The sequence below is a fragment of the Salinimicrobium catena genome (genome assembly GCF_900102915.1).
Taxonomy (GTDB): Bacteria; Bacteroidota; Bacteroidia; order Flavobacteriales; family Flavobacteriaceae; genus Salinimicrobium; species Salinimicrobium catena.
The window spans coordinates 106,075-126,358 of sequence record NZ_FNGG01000004.1 but is presented as its reverse complement, the minus strand read 5'-3'; the positions used below and the strand labels follow the sequence as shown (position 1 = coordinate 126,358).

Sequence of the window (20,284 nt, the reverse complement as noted above, 5' to 3'; positions counted from 1 at the left end):
AAAGAGGATGGCAAAGATATTAACCGTGGACAATTTGGAGAAAAGCTACTCCAGTGGCTCAAAACAGCTGAAGGTGCTTCAGGACATCAGTTTCAATGTGGAGGAAAAGGAAACCTTTGCCATCGTTGGTCCTTCCGGAAGCGGAAAGACCACGCTCCTGGGGCTATGCGCCGGGCTGGACAGGCCCGATTCCGGAGAGATCTCCATCTGCGGAACCCATTTGAATCCTCTTGATGAGGACGAACGAGCTGTGCTGCGGAACCGAAAAGTGGGTTTTGTTTTCCAGGATTTCCAGTTGTTGCCAACCCTTACCGCATTAGAGAACGTAAGCGTTCCCCTGGAGCTGCAGGGTGAACGAAATGCTTCGGGAGCCGCAAAGGCGTTGCTTGAAAAAGTCGGTCTGGGAGACAGGTTACATCATTATCCGTCGCAGCTTTCAGGAGGAGAGCAACAAAGAGTTGCTGTGGCAAGGGCATTTTCTAACCGGCCTTCGATCCTTTTTGCCGATGAACCCACGGGCAACCTGGATGCCGAGACAGGGGAAAAAGTAGAACAGCTTCTTTTCGAGTTGAACCGGGAGCTGGGTACCACTTTGGTGATCGTGACCCACGACATGGAACTTGCGCAAAAAACTCAGAAGATCCTGAGGTTAAAAGGTGGGAAAATAATAGCAAAAGATATTTCGGCAACATGAAAGAGCAGAGAAAGTTTGGATCTTTCCGAAGTTCTTTCTCCTGGCTCTTAAAAATGGCCGGGAGGGACGGGAAAGCGAGCAGCAGAAAACTTACGCTGTTCATGGCGTCCATTGTGCTGGGTATAGCAGCAGTTGTGGGCATCCAGTCTTTTGGTGAGAATTTAAAAGATAACATCGCAAGCCAGTCGAAATCCTTGATGGGTGCAGATTTTACTATAGACAGTGAAGATCCGCCAAACGAGAGAGTACAGCAAATAATCGATTCCCTGGGTGGTGCCGATGCGCGGGAAATAAGATTTGCTTCAATGGCTGCTTTTTCACGAACTGACGCGACCAAACTGGTGCAGGTGAGAGGAATAGAAGGGGATTTTCCGTTCTATGGAGAACTGGAAACCAAACCGTCATCTGCAGCGAATGATTTCAGAACACGTGATGCGGCCCTGGTAGATGCTACGGCCATGGCGCAGCTGGGAGTGGAGATTGGCGACAGCATCAAGATAGGTGCGGTGAAATTGCCTGTTGCAGGAGAGCTTATTTCAGTGCCGGGAAGCTCCTCCCTCTTCAGTTCCATGGCTCCCCCGGTGATCATTCCATATAAATATATTGATGAATCGGGTCTGGTTCAAAAGGGCAGCCGCATAGATTACGAGTTCTACTTTAGATCCTCTCTGGGAACTGACATGGAGGAGCTGGAGGAAAAACTTGATCCTGTACTAGATCAAAATGACGCCGATCTTGACACACATTCTTCCACCAGTGAACGCCTTGGCCGCAGGTATGAAAATTTCTCGAAATTCCTGAACCTGGTCGCCTTCATAGCCTTGCTGCTCGGCTGCGTGGGGATAGCCAGTGCCATTCACATCTACATAAAAGGCAAACTAAAGGCTGTGGCTTTGCTCAAGTGCCTTGGCGCTACCCGCAAACAGACCTTTTTGATCTACCTTATCCAAATTGCTGTTATGGGTTTCCTGGGAGGCTTAATGGGGACTTTGCTCGGCCTATTGCTGCAGCGATCCTTCCCAGTGGTTCTTGGTGATCTGCTTCCTTTTCAGGTAGAGCTTAGCTTTTCATGGCAACCGGTATTTATGGGGCTGTTGCTGGGAGTGATCATTTCTGTATTGTTTGCCTTATACCCGTTGATGGGAACGCTTTATGTTTCCCCTTTGGAGACATTGCGGGTTAGGGAAAAAGGAACCGGGCGATCCAAAAGATCAGCAATATGGGTGTCTCTGGCAATATTTCTTTTTATTTATCTCTTTTCCTTTTGGCTCTTGAATGACTGGTTGTATGCTGCCGGATTCGTGGGAGGCATGATGCTGACATTTGCTATTCTGGCAGGAGTAGCAAGTCTCTTTATGAACCTGATAAGAAAATATTTTCCCGCATCCTGGGGTTTCGTTCCAAGGCAGAGCCTGCGAAATCTCTTTCGGCCGCAGAACCAAACGCTTACTTTGGTTCTTACAATTGGAGTAGGAGCTTTTCTCATCAGCACTTTATATTTTACCCGGGATCTGTTACTGGCACAGGCTTCTATCGAGGGGGATGCAGACAGCCCTAATTTGATCCTGCTCGATGTGCAGACAGAGCAGCGGGATAAAGTTGTTGCCACTATAAGGCAACAGGGCTTTCCGGTCATAAACACCATTCCCATCGTGACCATGCGGGTACAGAACCTTAGAGGGATTCCTGTGAATGAGCTTCGGAAGGATACTGCTTCCGAAGTCAATACCTGGATCCTGAATCATGAGTTTAGGGTGACTTACCGCGATTCTATCATTGCTTCGGAAACCCTCCAGGAAGGGCAGTGGGTGCCTGAATATAAAGAGCAGGAAATAATTCCCATCTCGGTAAGCGATGGCTTTGCCCAAAGCGCAATGGTTGGCGTGGGAGACACCGTGGATTTCAATGTTCAGGGAGTGGTGATGCCAACTGTTGTAAAGAGCATTAGAAAAGTGGATTGGGCAAGAATGCAGCTGAATTTTTCCCTGGTCTTTCCTGCAGGCGTCCTGGAAAACGCGCCACAATTCAAAGTGCTTACAACTCGCGTTCCTGATGAACGATCCTCAGCCCACCTGCAGCGGGAACTGGTCCGTCAATTTCCCAATGTTTCCATCATAGATCTTAGGCAGGTACTCACCGTAATAGGGGATATCCTTGATAAGATCTCCCTGCTCATCAATTTCATGGCCTTCTTTAGTATCTTCACCGGGGTCATTGTTCTGCTGGGCGCGGTGAGGACCAGTAAATATCAAAGGATAAGGGAAAGTGTTTTGCTAAGGACCATCGGCGCCCGCAGCAGGCAGATCCTGAAGATCACCGCTTTGGAATATCTTTATTTAGGTGCGCTGGGCAGTCTTTCCGGGATCTTGCTGTCCCTTATTGCCAGTCAGCTGCTGGCCTGGCTGCTGTTTGACGCCAGTTTTCTGCCGTCAATCATCCCGTTCTTGATCATCTTTCCGGCCATTACTTTACTGGTTTTGGCAGTCGGTTTGGGTAATAGTCTGGGCATCATTAAAAGTCCGCCACTGGAAGTGCTTCGGAAGGAATCCCGTTAAAAATGCCATTTTCGAACCTCCTGGTTCTTCAGAAAAAAATTTAGGTTTTCTTAACGCTTCTGCTATATTTGTTTCATGGCTAAACTAGACGAGTTTATAGCTGAATTTGCCTCCTTTGTGTGGGGACTTCCGCTTTTAATATTGCTTACCGGTGGCGGATTATATCTGCTGATCTATTCAAAATTCTTACCCTACAGATACCTTAGACATTCCATTGAAGTACTGAGGGGGAAGTACGATAACCCCGACGATCCGGGGGAAATAAATCACTTCAAAGCGCTTTCCACTGCTTTGGCTTCCACCATTGGAATGGGGAATATTGCCGGAGTAGCGGTAGCAATTGCAATTGGCGGCCCGGGAGCCATGTTCTGGCTATGGGTGAGCGCAGTGATTGGGATGGCAACCAAATTCTTTACCAACACGCTCGCGGTGATGTACCGAGGCAGGGATACCAAGGGTGAGTTGCAGGGTGGCCCTATGTATTTCATTACCGAAGGCCTTGGGAAGAAATGGTGGGCAATGGCCGCTTTCTTCAGTCTTGCCGGATTGATAGGGGCCCTTCCGGTTTTTAATGTGAATCAACTTACACAGGCGATAAACTATATTCTGTTAAGCCCGAACGGGGTAGAGGTTAACTTTACTTCCAATCTTATAGTCGGGATCATCCTGGCAGGTATTACCGCGATCGTGATCTTCGGCGGACTGCAGCGCATCAGTAATACAGTGTCCAGACTGGTGCCAGCCATGGTGGCGCTTTATTTCCTGTCTGTGCTCATCATTCTCGTTGTGAACTATGATATGGTACCGCACTATTTCGCCATGATCTTCACCGATGCCTTTGCCGCCAAAAATTACAGCGGCGAACCCTTTTTGGGAGGTGTGCTTGGCGGGATCATTATTCTGGGGATCCGCAGAGGGGCATTCTCCAATGAAGCGGGAATTGGAACCGCACCTATGGCTCACGGGGCTGCAAAGACCACAGAGCCTGTTCGTGAAGGCCTGGTTGCCATGTTAGGACCGGCCATTGATACGCTTGTGGTTTGTTCTCTTACCGGGATGGCCATCCTTGTTACGGGTGTGTGGCAGACAACAGATGTCAATGGGGTAAGTCTTACGGCGGCTGCTTTCAATGCTTCCATGCCTGTCTATGGTAATTACCTGCTGTTGCTGTGTATCGCCATCTTTAGTATCTCTTCCCTTTTCTCTTACTCTTACTACGGAACAAAATGTTTATCATTTTTGATCGGGGCTGAAAAAAAGCATTATTATAACTATTTTTATGTGCTGAGTATTTTAGTAGGGGCGACGACTTCCCTGAGCATGATGATCAACCTGATAGATGGGTTTTTTGCCTTAATGGCTATTCCTACCATGACGGCCACTTTGATCATGGCGCCAAGGGTACTGAAGGAGGCGAAGAAATATTTCGCCAAGCTCAAGATCTAGCTCACATTGAATTCCAGGGCCCTCCTGGCTGAATGGCTTTGACAGGCGAGTTCAATGACCTTGATAACATCCCGGGCCTGCTCTGCAGTGACCTGTAACTCCTCCTTTCCGGTAATAGCCTTATAGATGTTCTCGTAGATCTTTCGGTAATCACCGGGTTCGCTTTTGATCTTTTCCTCCCTGTCCATAGTACTCAGTTTTCCCCAGATGGCTTCAGGCTCTTCTCCCCATTTCGGATCGTCCTGTGGTCTTTCTCCATTCTTTAAAGCTTCTTCCTGTACATCGGCTCCGTATTTCAGAAAAGTTCCGCGGGTGCCAAAAATGCTGTAAGTCGGACCTTTTTCCTTTACCAGCATTCCGGCGTTCAGGCTTACCTTAAGATCAGGATAGAACAAAAGGATCTCGAACTTGTCGGGAACCTTTGCGCCCTCGCGTTGCGTTCTTATGTCGGCAAAGACTTCCGAAGGATTTCCAAAGAGCATCAGCGCCTGGTCGATCAAATGACTGCCAAGATCGTACAAAATGCCGCTCCCGGGCAGCTCCGGATTTTCTTTCCAGCTGTCCTTGACCTTGTCTCTAAAGCGGTCAAAATGCGCTTCATATTCCACAACATCTCCCAGCCTCTTCTCTTCAATCAGCTTTTTTATGGTCTGGATATCGCTGTCATACCTTCGGTTGTGATTCACACTTAGCAGGAGGTTGTTCTGTCGGGCTAACTGGATGAGTTCTTCGGCTTCCTTGACGGTGGAAGTAAAAGGTTTTTCCACCACCACATGTTTGCCTTTTAAAAGGGCTTTTTGAGCATGTTCGCAGTGAAGGTGGTTCGGCAGTAAAATGATCACCAGCTCTATCTCAGGGTCTTCAATGATCTCGGAATAATCGCTGACAATAGCGGCATTGGGAAAATCCTCTTTGGCAGCCTTTATATTTTCAGGACTTGAAGTCAGTATCTTATTTATGGAGAAGCCGGGAACGCTGGAAATGATAGGGGCATTATATACCTTTCCTCCCGATCCAAATCCGGCCAAAGCGGTTTTGATCTTTTTCATTTTTCTTTTGAAGATACTAAATTTCTTCGGAAGCTGTCCGGTGGCTCAAAAAATGTTCCTTAGGATCTTCTTTCAGCTGAAGTATCACTGAAAAAATTTACGGCTAGGCCTGCACGTGTATTTCCTCGGTCTTGCCTACTATGTTTCTGATGATGCCATCCAGCTCGTCTGCCGAGGTGCGAATGTGGAATAACACCTGCTCCCGCGACATCTCCCCATAATCTTCATTTTCTAAGATGTGCAATAAGCCCTTGATCCTGGCAAGTGGTGCCCGTACCACGTGAGACTGTTCCCAGGCGATCTCCTTAAGTACGGTATTTTGTCGCTTGATCCGCCTTATGAGCCTCCTGGAATTGGTCACATCAAGTACAGCGCCTACCATTCTTGTGGCCTTGCCTTCACTGTCCCTTATGATGTATCCGCGGTCGCTTACATAGGCGATAGAACCGTCTGCCTTGATGAGGCGGTATTCCAGTTTCCATTTTTCCTGTTTCGGGTCTACTAAAGCGCGATTGAGGGAAGCCCTTATCTTTAGCTGATCCTCGGGTGCTACCTTCGTGAGCCAGAAGGAGTGTACAGAGGTAGCGTCGTTGGTGTCGTAGCCAAAAATGTTCTTATAGCCCTTGCTTCGGGTAACCGAATCTGTCGCAATATCCCAGTCCCAGATCATTTCATTGGTCGCTTTCATGGCGATCTGGAAACGCTTGTTGGCGATCTTAAGAGCTTCTTTTTTAGCCACGATCTCAGAGATATCGCTGGTAGCACCTATAAGGCGCAGGGCTTTGCCTTCGCTGTCCCTAAGAATGTATCCTTTATCGCTAACCCGCGCGTAAGTGCCATCTGCACGTCTGAATCTATACTCGGTCTTGATGTAGTTGCGGGTTGGATCCTGGAGTACCTGATCCAGTTTCCGTTGTTCTTCAGGATAATCGTCCGGATGAATATGTTCTCTCCAGAAATTTCTTTTATTCACCACTTCGGCCGGGTAGCCAAAGAGCTCTTTCATGCTTCGGTGAAAACGGGTTACTTCACGGGTTACCAGGTCCCAATCATATATAAGATCCTCGGTGGCTGTAGCAGCCAGCTGGTAGCGTTCGTTGATGTGTTCTATCTCCCTTGCCTGCTCAATGACCGTGGTAATGTCCCTTGAATTGAGAACAATGCCTTCTACTGCAGGATCATCACAAAGGTTGGTGCCTACAGATTGTATCCATCTCCATTTTCCATCTTTGTTCAGGATCCTGTAAGGGGTGGATTTCTTCTGCTTTTTTTCCTGCAGCTGAAGGAATTCACTTCTCAGCCTTTCCTTGTCTTCGGGATGCACCATTTCAAAAAGGTTCTTCCCGAGCAGCTTTTCTGATTCTACTCCCAAAATGGCTTTGGAGGTCTCGCTCACGAATCTTGCCTTTCCTTCCATGTCAACGATCGCTATCATGTCTGATCCCTCCTGGACCAAAGCCTTGAATTTGCGTTCACTCTTTCTAAGCTCCTCCTCCTGTCTTTTTACGTGATCAAGGGCTATTCTTTTTTCGAAGGCATTGGTAAGATTCTGGGTGAGACTTCTTAAAAAGGAAATTTCTTCTTCCTTCCAGGTTCTTTCTGAAGTGCAGTCGTCAAAGCCAACAAATCCAAAAAGTTGTCCCCTCACGATTATGGGCAGGAGCAACATGGACTGTATGTCCTGCTCTATAAATATATCTTTAAGATCTCCTTCTGAGAGCTGAGAAAGCGTAGCGGTAAAGGTCTCATTCTTGGTGAGCGGCGCGATGATCTCTTCCACCTTTTTGATCGGCATGTTCTGCATTTCCGGATTGTCCAGTTGTACACTGGCTTTGTCGCTGCACCATTCCACCTTTTGGCTAATGAGGATCTCTCCTGATTCCGGATCTTTGTCAGCCCCAAAATAGTACATCCTGTCTGCCTTGACAGTGGTAGCTATGACCTCAAAGGTGTCATAAAGAGCCTTGTCATCCAGTTCATGCTCAAGGAGGGAACTGATAAAGGCTGCGTTAACTTCCAGGAACCTGCTTTTCTCGACCACAATTTTTTCTGATTCCCTAAGACCTGAAATATCCTTGGTGATCCCGTGCACTTCAGCTACCTTACCATCAATGTACATAGGCATGAGAAGCACTTTCAGGATGAGGGGGTTACCTTTTGCTGAAATGTAATCTGCTTCAAAAGAAATGGTCTTTCCTTCTATAGCCTGCTCAAATTTTTCAAGAATAAAATCTTTATGGTGAGGCGCGCAAAAGGGCTGGAAGTTCATTTTGAGGATATCCTCCAGGGGCATTTCTGCCATTTTGGCCAAACCTTGATTGGCGTGAAGGAAATTGCCTGAAAGATCAAGCCTAAAGAGTCCATCCGGATTACTCCTAATGAAGTTCCTGTACTGCTGACGGTTGACTTCTATCTGTGCCTGCAGTTCTTTTTCCCGTTCCTCATGGGCTATTTCTTTGGATATATCCTGAACAGTGTGCAAGATGAATTCCACCTCGCCCGATGTATTTGTTAAGGGGATGTTCTGGTTACTCCAATATCGTTCTTCGAAGCGACTGGTTCCTCTCACCGGAATGTCAAAACGCAGTTTCTCTATACTTCTTTTTCCCCCTGTATTTTTAACTTCTTGTAAAGTCTGTTCCAACAGGATATTGCCGTGTGAAGGTCCATCAGGGTTCTGCGGAAAGGCTTCATTACTCTTCTTTCCAAGTAAGTCTTGCGGAGTGGTACCTGTAAGCTCCAGATATGATTCGTTAGCTGCCAGGATAAGGAAACAACCATCGTTTTGTGGCTTGAGTAAAAGACAGGGTAGTGGAACAGCTTTGAATATTTCTTCCCAATTGCACGTGTTCATAGGCTTCCTACAAGACGGCTCTTTCTTCTTTCTACTTAAGTGTTCCTTTAGCAGGGATGAAGAACAACCTTAATATTTTGTTAATTTTCCAAGAAGGTAAAGATAAAATAAAACCACATCTTTCCAAATTAAACTCTTCTTTATCAGCTTTTAAGGCGAATTAAAGAGTTTTTTATCGAAATGGAAGAGTTGGAAAAGTAGGAAAAAAATTACTAATAATAAATTAATATTATGGGAAAGGTTTTTAGTTCAAGGGGATCAGTAAAACCGGAACTTTGAGATCTTCAATAATGTCCTGTTCCACATTGCCCACGAACATTTGGTAAAAGAAATTCCTTTTATGATGACCTGCGATCACCATGTCGATATCCAGTCGTTTCACTTCCTTTTTGATGGTTTTCGCAGTAGGGCCAGAGATGAGCAGGCCTTCTGCATCAAATCCTTTGTCTTTTAACTTCTGGGTCAAATCCTCTACCAGCGCCTGTTCTTTTTTTCTTTTTGCGACTCGGCGGTCCTGGGCAAACTGGGGACCGGCTTCCAAGCCCAGGTAATCATCCGGGTCGGGTTCGGTTACGTGAAGGATCCAGATCTTTGAATTAAAGGCCACCGCCATTTCTTCTGCTTTACTAATGAGGTGTTCGGCATTTTTTTCAAAGTTGATGGCGACCAGGATATTTTTCATTTGTAAGAAAGTTTAGTTTCTTAAATGTAGGAAAAATAACGGAATTTGAATAACTTAAAAAGGATCTGGCGCGAGCAGCGTCAGATCCTTTTTTTAAAATTTATTTTCTTCAGAAGCATTTACTCTATCTCGGCATGAGAACCCTGTCCTTTGGCTTTTTCCTGTTTTTCCTTGATCAGGTTCTTTAAAGCCTTAAGCTCTGGAACAGTACGGGCAAAGTGGGCTTTATGCCTGATTAAGATCTCGCGGCAACACCCGTCATTGATATACGACAACGCTCTTTTGTAGTTCCTGGTACTTTGCTTGTACAGCTTTAAGCTTTTCCTCACATTCTTTAATTTGTTCTCTTCAGAAATATCGGACCATCTTTTTTCAAAGGTCGAAGTAGGTACATAGGGATTTTTGCCTCCCAAAGCATTTAGTTGGGTGCCCAGTTCCATAGCGAATTGAGATCTTTTTGCTGCCAACTTTTGAAAATAATATCTCAGGGAAACTTCCGCTATGGTTTCCATGGTTTTTCGGCAGTGTTTGGCTACCAGAAAGTTATCTTCAATGAGCAGTTGAAGCTGCTTTGTTTTTAGGTTATGGGAGTTCATTTTGTATGCTTGAAAATTCGGACTTTTATGTTTGGTAATATACTCAAAATTAGCCTGCCAACCAACTGTTGTTCAGTTGATTAACTGGATTTTAGTAGATGTAGAAGATACTGTCAAAAATTTGGTGAAAAAGCTGTGTATTCCTACAAAAAGATCGCCTGAAAAAATGCTTTTTCAGGCGATCCCGGAAACTGAAATTTGCTTGTGCAAAAATCTAGTGTGCTTTGGCTTTTCGATTGAGCCTGTCTTCGGCCATATCGGTCAAAAGATCATCGGCTTTATACTCTTCATCAAGGGTCTTTTGCAGTTTGGCTGCAATGTCATCATAGCCCAGTTCTTTGGCAAAACGTACAGCAGTTCCGTAGCCCGAGATCTCGTAGTGTTCTACCCGCTGCGCTTCCGCAATAAGGCCGGCATCCATCACTTCTTTATCGGCTTTTTCCTCAAGGAAGGATTCTGCTTCCTTCACCAGTCCCTGCATGGCCTTGCAGGTTTCCCCAGTAGGCTTAATGCCTAACTCATCACAGATCTCCTTTAAGCGTTCTACATGACCTTCAGTTTCTTTAAGGTGGTTCTCAAAAGCTTTTTTGAGCTTATCGTCATTCGCGTGATCTTTTAATTTTGGAAGCGCCCTCAAAAGCTGATTTTCGGCACTGTATAGATCCTTTAATTCGTGTTCAAATAAATCTTTTAAATCTTTCATCTCTCACAATTTTTTGGTTCAGTCTAAAATAACCAATGAAGAGGCATTGCGCAGTTAAACAGGTAATAATTCTTTGTTGATATTTTGCCAAACCTGTGTAAGAAAATGTGGCAATAATGCGGGCTGCAGGTGGTTTTTGCTGCGGAAAAATTCTATCTTCGTAGCTTTAAAATTTCTCGCATGTTCAAGATACAGGATTATATTCGTGACATCAAGGACTTCCCAAAACCGGGAATTGTTTATAAAGACATTACTCCATTGCTTCAGGACCCTGAAGCGGCCAGAAAGACTACCGATGCTCTTATGGAAAAAATAGGAGGTCTAAAGGTAGACAAGGTGGTTGGGATCGAGTCCCGCGGATTCTTTTTTGCGACCTTACTGGCCGAAAGGCTAAATGCCGGTTTTATTCCAATTCGCAAGCCGGGAAAGCTGCCTTACGATACTTTGCAGGAAAGTTATTCCCTGGAATATGGCGAGGATGTGCTTGAGATCCACAGCGATGCCATCAAGCCGGGTGAAAAGGTACTGATACATGACGACGTCCTGGCAACCGGTGGTACGGCTGCCGCAGCCTGTAAGCTGGTCGAGAAAATGGGCGGAGAGATCGTACAGTGCAATTTTTTAATGGAGCTGGGTTTCCTTAACGGAAAAGACAAACTGGATTCTTACCAGGTAGTTTCCCTGCTTTCCATTTAATCAAGCGCCCTCTTGGTCACCCATAGTTTCCAGCCAATAATGGCTTTTTGGAAGGTGCTGGCTTTTGCCAGGTCCAGTCTCTTCTTGCTGTAGCTGGGTAACAACTTTTTATTGAGCCGCGCTAGAGTTTTGAAAAATCGCTTTTTCATGTTCGGTTGGTTTTTTCAAAGATAGGACAAGTTGAGAAATTTTACTTAAAGGCGCTTTTATTAAAGGTTCGTCAGGAATCTTTTATCTTCGCAAAAAAAAATTGATGAGCGTTTTATTTATTTTCCTGGGGTTTGTTTTACTGGTAATAGGAGGGGAGTTCCTTGTAAGGTCATCGGTGGCCATCTCATTTCGCCTTAACCTTTCCCGCATGGTAATAGGTCTCACAGTGGTCTCTTTTGCCACTTCGGCTCCAGAACTTCTGGTGAGCCTGCAGGCAGCGCTCAATGGTTTTTCAGATATTTCCCTTGGCAACGTCATAGGGTCTAACATCGCTAACATTGGCCTGGTGCTTGGAATAACCGCTATAATTTCCCCATTGCTCATAGACCGCGATTTCTACCGGTTCAACTGGCCGGTAATGATGGTCTTCTCATTTCTGTTGTATTTCTTTCTTTCTTCGGAATTGACCCTATCTCGCATTGAGGGGGTGCTATTATTGGCAGGAATAGCGCTTTACCTTATTCTTTTGATAAGACGGGCCAGAAGAAAACCCGAACTGCAGGCAGATGAGGTAGATCCTGCCTTGCAGGCTACCTCTACCTTTAAAATGATCCTGTGGCTGGCAATAGGCGGTGCGGCTTTATGGGGCGGGTCTGAACTGTTGGTAACCGGTGCTGTTGACCTGGCTACTGCCCTTGGGGTGAGTGAACGGGTGATCTCGGTCACCATGATAGCCGTGGGGACCAGTGTTCCTGAACTCGCTGCCTCGGTGATCGCCGCTTTGAAACAGGAAAAAGCCATTTCCCTGGGAAATTTGATCGGTTCCAATATTTTCAATATCGCTTCGGTCCTGGGAATAACGGCGGTCATTCAGCCAATTGCCGTGAAATCTGCCGCCATACTCTCCAATGATATCTTTTGGATGATGGGTATTGCCTTCATTCTTATTCCCCTGGCCTTTCTTCCGCGAAAATTTTCCATGGGGCGCGTAAAGGGACTGGTTCTCTTTGTTGGCTATGCTGTTTTTGTTGGTCTTGCTTTCATAGGGTAGGTAATTTTTAGGGGTAAAACTTAAAAAGTATTAAAATTTATACAAAGACCCCTATTTTTGACGGGGGTGTATAAAAAAATAATACATTTGTGGCTTCAAACCACAAACACACATATCTATTATGGCAACATTGAGATTTAATGCCTTAAAAGAAACCCTTAACCGAAAACCCGTTGAAGTAGAGGAAAAAGAACGCCGTTCAGAATTGTTCGGGAAAAATGTCTTTACCGAGAGCGTTATGCGCCAGTTCCTTACTAAGGAAGCTTATCAAAGCGTCATGGAAGCCAATGCCACCGGTAAAAAGATCGATCGCACCATCGCCGATCATATTTCTACCGGGATGAAAGAATGGGCGATCTCTAAAGGAGCTACCCATTACACTCACTGGTTCCAGCCATTAACAGGAACCACAGCCGAAAAGCACGATGCCTTTTTTGAGACCATCGGAGACGGTCTTGCGATCGAAAAATTCGGAGGCGGACAGCTTGTGCAGCAGGAGCCGGATGCGTCCAGTTTTCCGCACGGGGGGATCAGAAATACATTTGAAGCCAGAGGATACACCGCATGGGACCCGACTTCTCCTGCTTTTATCTACGGAACCACACTTTGTATTCCCAGTGTCTTTGTATCCTATACAGGAGATGCCCTGGATTTCAAAACACCGCTTTTAAGAGCTTTGCATGCCATAGATGAAGCTGCTACAGATGTTGCTAAATATTTTGATAAGAATGTAAATAAAGTACAGGCTACCTTAGGATGGGAACAGGAATATTTCCTAATCGATTCTGCCCTTGCTGCATCCAGGCCCGATATTCAGCTTTCAGGCCGTACGCTTTTAGGGCATTCCCCTGCTAAAGGTCAGCAATTGGACGATCACTATTTTGGTTCAATTCCTCCAAGGGTGCTTTCTTTCATGAGAGAGCTTGAAAAAGAATGTATGATCCTGGGAGTGCCGGTGAAGACCAGGCACAATGAGGTGGCGCCAAACCAGTTTGAGCTGGCTCCTATTTTTGAGGAGGCCAACCTGGCGGTAGACCACAACTCGCTGTTAATGGATATCATGCAGCGTATCGCCGAGCGTCACAATTTCATGGTCTTGTTCCATGAAAAACCTTTCGCCGGTATTAACGGAAGCGGGAAGCACAATAACTGGTCTCTTAGTACAGATACCGGAGTAAACTTATTAGGACCTGGTTCGACTCCAATGAAGAACCTGCAGTTCCTAACCTTCTTTATCAACACTATTAAAGCCGTGCACGATCACGAAGAATTGCTGCGAGCCACCATTGCCAGCGCGTCTAACGATCACAGGCTTGGTGCCAATGAAGCGCCACCGGCAATCATATCAACCTTTATCGGTTCTCAACTGACCGAGGTACTTGATGAGCTTGAAAAAGTGACCGACGGGAAACTTTCTCCGCAGGAGAAAACCGAATTAAAACTGAACGTTGTAGGCAAGATCCCTGAGATCCTTTTGGATAACACAGACAGGAACAGAACTTCTTCCTTCGCCTTTACAGGAAATAAATTTGAATTCCGTGCGGTAGGATCTACTGCGAACTGTGCGCAGCCAATGACAGTGCTCAACACCATCGTGGCCAAGCAGCTGAAGGAATTCAAAAAAGAAGTGGATGGGCTTACCAAAGGTAAGAAGATGAAGAAGGACGATGCTATTTTCAATGTTTTGAGAGAGTATATCAAAGATTCCAAGAACATCCGTTTTGAAGGGGACGGTTATTCCGAAGAATGGGAGAAAGAAGCAGAAAAAAGAGGCTTAAGCAATAATCGAAATACTCCCGAAGCCCTTAAAGCGATGATCACTGAGGATAACATCAAGCTCTTCGAAGAGCTTAATGTGATGAACCGCGTCGAGATCGAGGCCCGTCATGAGATCGAGCTGGAAGAGTACATCATGCGTATCCAGATAGAAAGCCGAATTTTGGGAGACATTGCCCGTAACCACGTGATCCCTACTGCAATTCGTTATCAGAACATCTTGATCAAGAACGTTCGCGGCTTAAAAGAGATCTTTGATAATGATTTCAAGAAGCATTCAAAAGAGCAATTAGAGATCATTCAGGAAATATCTGCCCATATAGAAAAGATAAATTCCGAGATAACCGAGATGATCGAAGCCCGTAAAAAGGCGAACAAGCTGGAAGATGCCGAAGAAAAAGCATTTTCATATTGTAATAAAGTGAAGCCTTACTTTGAATCGATAAGATATCATTGTGACAAGTTGGAGCTGTTGATCGATGATGAGATCTGGCCGCTAACCAAGTACAGAGAACTATTATTTACAAGATAATCTAAAATCAATTTTTGAGAGCCACATCCCTCGCGATGTGGCTTTTTTAATTCTGAAGCTAAACAGGACTAAAAGTGTAAATCTGTTTATCTTTGAGCCACAAACACACAACCATGAGTAAGGAAATTAGTAAGAGGTATGCCGGCAGAGGAGTTTCGGCAGGAAAAGAAGACGTGCACAATGCCATAAAGAACGTTGATAAAGGCCTTTTCCCGAAGGGGTTCTGCAAGATCGTGCCCGATCATCTCACAGGAGATGAAAATCACTGTCTCATCATGCATGCCGATGGCGCGGGTACCAAATCTTCCCTTGCTTACCTTTACTGGAAAGAGACCGGGGATATTTCTGTCTGGAAAGGCATCGCCCAGGATGCGCTTATCATGAACATTGATGATCTGCTGTGCGTGGGAGCAGTTGATAACATTATGCTTTCATCCACCATTGGGCGCAACAAGAACCTGGTGCCGGGAGAGGTGATCTCGGCCATTATAAACGGAACAGAAGAATTACTTTCTGATCTTAAGAACTTCGGAATAAACATTCATTCGACCGGCGGCGAAACTGCCGACGTAGGTGACCTTGTTCGCACCATAATAGTCGATTCCACCGTAACTGCACGTATGAAGCGCAGCGAGGTGATCGACAATGCCAACATAAAACCCGGAAATGTGATCGTGGGGCTGTCTTCTTTTGGACAGGCTACGTATGAGAAGGAATACAACGGCGGAATGGGCAGCAATGGACTTACCTCTGCAAGACATGATGTGTTCAGTAATTATCTGGCGATGAAATATCCTGAAAGTTTTGATCCTTCCATTCCCAACGAACTTATTTACGGAGGCTCAAAGAATCTGACCGATAAGGTTGAGGGCAGTCCGCTTGACGCGGGGAAACTGGTGCTTTCTCCAACCCGCACTTATGCTCCCGTCATAAAAAAGATCCTGGAAAAGTACTCCAATAAAGATATTTCCGGGATGGTTCACTGCAGCGGTGGGGCGCAGACCAAAGTGCTTCATTTTGTGGAGAACGTGCACGTGATCAAAGACAATATGTTCGAGGTGCCGCCATTGTTCAGGCTTATTCAGGAAGAAAGCGGAACTGATTGGAAAGAGATGTACCAGGTGTTCAACATGGGGCATCGTATGGAATTATATATCGACGAAGCCATAGCTGAAGATCTTATCGCTATTTCAAAGTCATTTAATGTCGATGCCAGGATCGTGGGAAGGGTAGAGGCTTCCGAAGAAAAGAAACTGACGATTAAGAGTGAGTTTGGGGAGTTTGAGTATCATTAGATTTCACGCAGAGAGCGCAAAGAATTTGCAGAGGCCGCAGAGATCCTATAGATCATTGACAATTCTGTGAACTCCTTCTTTGAGAGTTTTGCAGTTGAAGTTTATTAGAAGTCCCAGCTTCTTTTCTGAAAGCTTCAGGTAAGTCAGAAGTTGGGAAAAATGAACGGGTGCAAGAGTTTCGATTGATTTCACTTCAACAATGACTTTGTTCTCTATAAGGAGGTCTAGCCTGTACCCGATATCCATTTTGATTTCTTTATAGATAAAAGGCATAGGCAGCTGTTTTTGTACAAGAAGACCTGTATTGATTAATTCGTAGGCTAAAGCATTTTCATAAACAGATTCTAGAAGTCCTGGACCTATTTTACGGTGAAGTTCCATGGCACACCAATTACCTTATAAGAAATTTCATTTTCTTCCATCTCTTTAAGATAGTGATTCTTTGCGAACTTCGCGGGACCTTTGCGCTCTCTGCGTGAGAGATTTTAAAAGTAATTTTTTACTTTCTTCAGCTTCGGTTCAATAAACCTTTTACAAAAAGGTGCATCAGGGTTCTTCCTGTAGTAATTCTGAAGCGATTCCCGGGAAGGTTTAAACTCCTTGAAGGGCAGTACCTCAGTGATTATTTTCTTCTCAAATTCAGGCTGCAGTTTTTCCAGGATCTTCTTTACTACTTTTTCATCTTCAGAAGAGAAATAATACACCGCACTTCTGTATTTCTTCCGGAAAGAATGATCTGAGGTAGAATTGTGAGTGTGAAGATGTATCCTGATAAGATCTTCTGAAGAAACAATTTCAGGGTGAAAATGTACGATGACGGCTTCAGAGAATTCTCTCGCGTCGCCTTCTGAAGCGATATATCCCTGCTCTACGTTTTCAACACCTTTTACCGCCTGGAAAACCGCTTCGGTGCACCAGTGGCATCCCCCTCCTAATCCGATCTTTGTTGTAATTTTCATTCTTCTGAAGTTAAGAGAAATTCTGTAGTAACACCAATTTTTCCAGGAGGAATCAAAATTCTTCCGCAGAAAAAATCCATTCTTTAAATCCGTGGAATTATCGTAAATTTGTGTCCTTACAAGCAGATGTTATGATCGATAAATTGAATATTGTGAAGCAACGTTTTGACGAGGTGAATGACCTGATCATTCAACCCGATGTGATTGCCGATCAAAAGCGTTATATAGAGCTGAACAAGGAATACAAGGACCTGAAGGCGTTGATGGAAGAGCGGGAAAAGTACATGACCCTTACTCAAAATATTTCTGAGGCCGAAGAGATCATTGCCGACGGCAGTGATGCTGAAATGACCGAAATGGCCAAATTGCAGCTGGAAGAAGCGAAAGAGGAGCTGCCGGCGCTGGAAGAGAAGATAAGAATGATGCTGGTGCCAAAAGATCCTGAAGACGCGAAGAACGTGGTGATGGAGATTCGTGCCGGTACCGGTGGGGACGAGGCCAGTATCTTTGCTGGTGACCTGTACCGTATGTATACCAAATACATTGAAAGCAAAGGCTGGAAACACAATATCGTTGACTTTAGCGAAGGAACCAGCGGCGGATTCAAAGAGATCATCTTTGATGTGACCGGTGAGGATGTCTACGGAACTTTGAAATTCGAGGCCGGAGTGCACCGTGTGCAGCGTGTGCCACAAACGGAAACACAGGGAAGGGTGCATACTTCGGCGGCTACCGTGATGGTGCTTCCGGAAGCCGAGGAATTCGACGTGCAGATAGACCCTAAAGATGTGCGTATCGACTACTTCTGTTCTTCGGGGCCGGGAGGTCAGTCGGTGAACACGACCTATTCCGCCGTGCGATTAACGCATATTCCTACCGGATTGGTGGCGCAGTGCCAGGACCAGAAATCACAGCACAAGAACAAGGAAAAAGCCTTTAGAGTACTTCGTTCCAGGTTATATGAGCAGGAACTGGCCAAGAAGATGGAAGCCGATGCGGCCAAAAGGAACTCCATGGTTTCCAGCGGAGACAGGAGTGCCAAGATCCGTACCTATAACTACGCCCAGGGCAGGGTTACCGATCACAGGATAGGGCTTACTCTTTATGATCTTTCCAACATTATCAATGGGGATATCCAGAAGATCATCGATGAACTGCAACTGGTAGAGAACACCGAAAAACTCAAGGAAAATTCGGATGTTTTTTAATCGATCATAAATTCAAAAGCTGCCACGGACTATCCGGCAGCTTTTTTTCTTTCTAATCAACACCAAATGACCACCCAGCAACTTGTACAGGAAATAAAGCGCAAAAGATCATTTTTGTGCATAGGGCTTGATGTGGATCTAAACAAGATTCCGCAGCACCTGCTCGAGGAAGAGGACCCTATCTTCGCCTTCAATAAAACTATTATTGACGCCACTCATCACCTGGCGGTGGCTTACAAACCCAACCTCGCTTTCTACGAAGCCTATGGGATAAAAGGTCTGAAGGCTTTAGGTAAAACCATTGATTACCTGAATAAGAACCATCCGGAAATTTTCACCATAGCCGATGCTAAAAGGGGAGATATAGGTAACACTTCGGGTATGTACGCGAAAGCCTTTTTTGAAGACCTCAATTTCGATTCGGTGACAGTGGCGCCTTATATGGGAAAAGATTCCGTAGAGCCTTTTCTGGCCTATGAGGACAAGCATACTATCTTGCTGGCCCTCACCTCTAACGCCGGTGCCTTCGATTTTCAAACTGAAAAGATCGACGGGGAAGAATTGTATAAAAAGGTACTGAAAGTTTCCAAATCCTGGGTGAACGGGCAAAACCTTATGTATGTGGTGGGTGCCACCAAAGCAGAGTTTTTAGCTGACATCAGGAATATTGTACCCGAAAGTTTTCTTCTGGTTCCGGGTGTTGGCGCCCAGGGGGGCAGCCTGGAGGAAGTTTGCAAATTCGGGATGAACCGTAATGTGGGACTCCTGGTCAATTCTGCAAGAGGGATCATCTACGCTTCTGGGGGAGTAGATTTCGCTGAAGCCGCTGCTGCCAAGGCCAAAGAACTGCAGGAGCAAATGGCTGCTTTTCTCTAAGTTTATTTCTTTACCCGAACTTTCAAAACCGGGCTTTTCTTGTTAACTTATTCAACTGTTTAAAAATGAACAAGATGAATGTGTTTTATGATCAGTTGAACAGAAAAGTGGAGCTTGAGGAGATCCCAAAAAGGATCGTTTCCCTGGTGCCGAGTCAGACCGAACTTCTGGTGGATCTCGGTCTCGAAGATAATGTGGTGGGTGTAACGAAATTCTGTGTGCACCCGGAAGATCTCAGGAAAAAAAAGGAAGTGGTTGGAGGCACTAAACAGGTCGATATTGATAAGGTAAGAAGGTTGGCTCCAGATATTATTTTATGCAACAAAGAAGAGAATACCCCAAAAATGGTGGAGGAGCTGGAAGAGCTGGCGCCGGTTCATGTTTCAGATGTAAAGAGCATTGATGACGCGATAGAATTGATAAGGGAATACGGGGAGGTCTTTGGTAAGCGAGAAAAAGCCTTTGAGATCGCAGGAAAGATCCTGGATCAGCGCAATGACTTCAGAAAATTCATAATGGAAAAGCCGGTAAAGAGAGTGGCTTATTTCATCTGGAAACGACCCATGATGGTTGTGGGTAAAGATACCTTCATAGATCACCTGCTAAAACTCAACAACTTTGAAAATATTTTTTTCGGTGAAAAATCTCGATATCCCGAGGTGGAAATGAAAGATGTGGCCAATAAAAATCCTGACCTTGTTTTCTTATCAACAGAGCCATTTCCGTTCAAGGAAGAAGATAAAGAAGCGTTCGAAAAAGTGGTGAGGAGGGATGGCATCCACATTGTGGATGGAGAATATTTTAGCTGGTATGGATCACGCCTGGTAGCTGCTTTCAGCTACTTTAGAAATCTTCACGATAAGATCTATTCTTCCTCATCATGATTTCTCTCCATGCGTTTGATCTCCTGGAGGATGGTGCATGCCTTCTGGTTGAGCATGTCGCTTCGGGTCTTATCGAACAGAGCGAGCTCAAAAGAACGGCGCATCAGAAAAGCATACTTTTCCTGCAGCCTCTCCAAAGTTGATCTTGGTTCAAAAAGTCTAAACATACGTTAGGTTTATGTTACAAAGATATTCAGCAGAGCTATGAACATTTCCTAACTTAAAGTTAACGTTATGGTAAAAGTTGGAATTCTTCCATCTCACATTGTTAATAACTT

Annotated in this window: 19 protein-coding genes; 10 read left to right on the top strand and 9 right to left on the bottom strand. The window is 45.2% G+C overall.

Features of this window, described 5'->3' with window-relative positions; translation table 11 throughout:
• Nucleotides 1–7 precede the first annotated feature (7 nt).
• The 3 genes from BLS64_RS10035 to BLS64_RS10025 all read left to right on the top strand — a co-directional run bounded on the left by BLS64_RS10035 (nt 8) and on the right by BLS64_RS10025 (nt 4,695).
• Nucleotides 8–694, top strand: coding sequence for an ABC transporter ATP-binding protein (locus BLS64_RS10035; protein ID WP_093113404.1), 687 nt, complete (start codon nt 8–10; stop codon nt 692–694).
• Complete coding sequence (locus BLS64_RS10030) at nt 691–3,249, top strand: ABC transporter permease (protein ID WP_093113403.1); 2,559 nt, start codon at nt 691–693, stop codon at nt 3,247–3,249. The genes BLS64_RS10035 and BLS64_RS10030 overlap by 4 nt, the downstream gene beginning before the upstream one ends.
• A gap of 75 nt (nt 3,250–3,324) precedes the next feature.
• Nucleotides 3,325–4,695 (top strand): alanine/glycine:cation symporter family protein, encoded by a 1,371-nt coding sequence (locus tag BLS64_RS10025; RefSeq protein WP_093113402.1) that lies wholly within the window; start codon nt 3,325–3,327, stop codon nt 4,693–4,695.
• Here BLS64_RS10025 and BLS64_RS10020 read toward each other — a convergent pair.
• From BLS64_RS10020 to BLS64_RS10000, 5 genes are all read right to left on the bottom strand, one after another.
• Entirely contained in the window at nt 4,692–5,744 is a 1,053-nt protein-coding gene (locus BLS64_RS10020; protein WP_093113401.1) for a Gfo/Idh/MocA family oxidoreductase, read from the bottom strand. The genes BLS64_RS10025 and BLS64_RS10020 overlap by 4 nt on opposite strands.
• 103 nt (nt 5,745–5,847) lie before the next feature.
• Nucleotides 5,848–8,598, bottom strand: coding sequence for a PAS domain-containing protein (locus tag BLS64_RS10015; protein ID WP_093113400.1), 2,751 nt, complete (start codon nt 8,596–8,598; stop codon nt 5,848–5,850).
• A gap of 244 nt (nt 8,599–8,842) precedes the next feature.
• The gene (locus BLS64_RS10010; RefSeq protein WP_093113399.1) at nt 8,843–9,280 is read right to left on the bottom strand and encodes a universal stress protein; all 438 of its coding nucleotides are present in this window, start codon (nt 9,278–9,280) and stop codon (nt 8,843–8,845) included.
• A gap of 119 nt (nt 9,281–9,399) precedes the next feature.
• The gene (locus tag BLS64_RS10005) at nt 9,400–9,876 is read right to left on the bottom strand and encodes a hypothetical protein (protein ID WP_093113398.1); all 477 of its coding nucleotides are present in this window, start codon (nt 9,874–9,876) and stop codon (nt 9,400–9,402) included.
• A gap of 214 nt (nt 9,877–10,090) precedes the next feature.
• A complete protein-coding gene (locus BLS64_RS10000; protein ID WP_093113397.1) occupies nt 10,091–10,579 on the bottom strand; it encodes a YciE/YciF ferroxidase family protein in 489 nt (162 codons plus the stop codon).
• 180 nt (nt 10,580–10,759) lie between these two features.
• Here BLS64_RS10000 and BLS64_RS09995 point away from each other — a divergent pair, with 180 nt between their 5' ends.
• On the top strand, nt 10,760–11,275 hold the full coding sequence (locus BLS64_RS09995; RefSeq protein ID WP_093113396.1) for an adenine phosphoribosyltransferase: 516 nt from the start codon (nt 10,760–10,762) through the stop codon (nt 11,273–11,275).
• Here the strand turns inward: BLS64_RS09995 and BLS64_RS09990 are convergent.
• Nucleotides 11,272–11,424 (bottom strand): SsrA-binding protein, encoded by a 153-nt coding sequence (locus BLS64_RS09990; protein ID WP_093113395.1) that lies wholly within the window; start codon nt 11,422–11,424, stop codon nt 11,272–11,274. The two genes, BLS64_RS09995 and BLS64_RS09990, sit on opposite strands and share 4 nt — an antisense overlap.
• A gap of 104 nt (nt 11,425–11,528) precedes the next feature.
• Between BLS64_RS09990 and BLS64_RS09985 the strand changes: the two genes are divergently transcribed.
• The 3 genes from BLS64_RS09985 (at nt 11,529) to BLS64_RS09975 (ending at nt 16,079) form a co-directional block, all read left to right on the top strand.
• Nucleotides 11,529–12,476, top strand: a complete 948-nt coding sequence (locus tag BLS64_RS09985; RefSeq protein WP_093113394.1) for a calcium/sodium antiporter — start codon at nt 11,529–11,531, stop codon at nt 12,474–12,476.
• A gap of 121 nt (nt 12,477–12,597) precedes the next feature.
• The gene (locus tag BLS64_RS09980; RefSeq protein ID WP_093113393.1) at nt 12,598–14,784 is read left to right on the top strand and encodes a glutamine synthetase III family protein; all 2,187 of its coding nucleotides are present in this window, start codon (nt 12,598–12,600) and stop codon (nt 14,782–14,784) included.
• Nucleotides 14,785–14,897: 113 nt separating this feature from the next.
• The gene (locus BLS64_RS09975) at nt 14,898–16,079 is read left to right on the top strand and encodes an AIR synthase related protein (RefSeq protein WP_093113392.1); all 1,182 of its coding nucleotides are present in this window, start codon (nt 14,898–14,900) and stop codon (nt 16,077–16,079) included.
• Nucleotides 16,080–16,124: 45 nt separating this feature from the next.
• Here BLS64_RS09975 and BLS64_RS09970 read toward each other — a convergent pair whose 3' ends face one another.
• Both BLS64_RS09970 and BLS64_RS09965 read right to left on the bottom strand, forming a co-directional pair.
• Entirely contained in the window at nt 16,125–16,460 is a 336-nt protein-coding gene (locus BLS64_RS09970; RefSeq protein WP_317039638.1) for a GxxExxY protein, read from the bottom strand.
• Nucleotides 16,461–16,564: 104 nt separating this feature from the next.
• Complete coding sequence (locus BLS64_RS09965; protein ID WP_093113391.1) at nt 16,565–17,038, bottom strand: peptide-methionine (S)-S-oxide reductase; 474 nt, start codon at nt 17,036–17,038, stop codon at nt 16,565–16,567.
• 131 nt (nt 17,039–17,169) lie between these two features.
• On the opposite strand from BLS64_RS09965, the gene prfA reads away from it, so the two are divergent.
• The 3 genes from prfA (at nt 17,170) to BLS64_RS09950 (ending at nt 20,006) form a co-directional block, all read left to right on the top strand.
• The gene (gene prfA / locus BLS64_RS09960; RefSeq protein WP_093113390.1) at nt 17,170–18,246 is read left to right on the top strand and encodes a peptide chain release factor 1; all 1,077 of its coding nucleotides are present in this window, start codon (nt 17,170–17,172) and stop codon (nt 18,244–18,246) included.
• A gap of 66 nt (nt 18,247–18,312) precedes the next feature.
• The gene (gene pyrF / locus BLS64_RS09955; RefSeq protein ID WP_093113389.1) at nt 18,313–19,122 is read left to right on the top strand and encodes an orotidine-5'-phosphate decarboxylase; all 810 of its coding nucleotides are present in this window, start codon (nt 18,313–18,315) and stop codon (nt 19,120–19,122) included.
• A 65-nt stretch (nt 19,123–19,187) separates the two neighbouring features.
• Complete coding sequence (locus BLS64_RS09950) at nt 19,188–20,006, top strand: ABC transporter substrate-binding protein (RefSeq protein WP_317039637.1); 819 nt, start codon at nt 19,188–19,190, stop codon at nt 20,004–20,006.
• On the opposite strand, the gene BLS64_RS09945 is transcribed toward BLS64_RS09950, so the two are convergent.
• Nucleotides 19,988–20,173: a Lacal_2735 family protein gene (locus BLS64_RS09945; RefSeq protein WP_093113388.1), complete on the bottom strand. Its 186-nt coding sequence runs from the start codon at nt 20,171–20,173 to the stop codon at nt 19,988–19,990. The two genes, BLS64_RS09950 and BLS64_RS09945, sit on opposite strands and share 19 nt — an antisense overlap.
• Between the last annotated feature and the right edge of the window lie 111 nt (nt 20,174–20,284).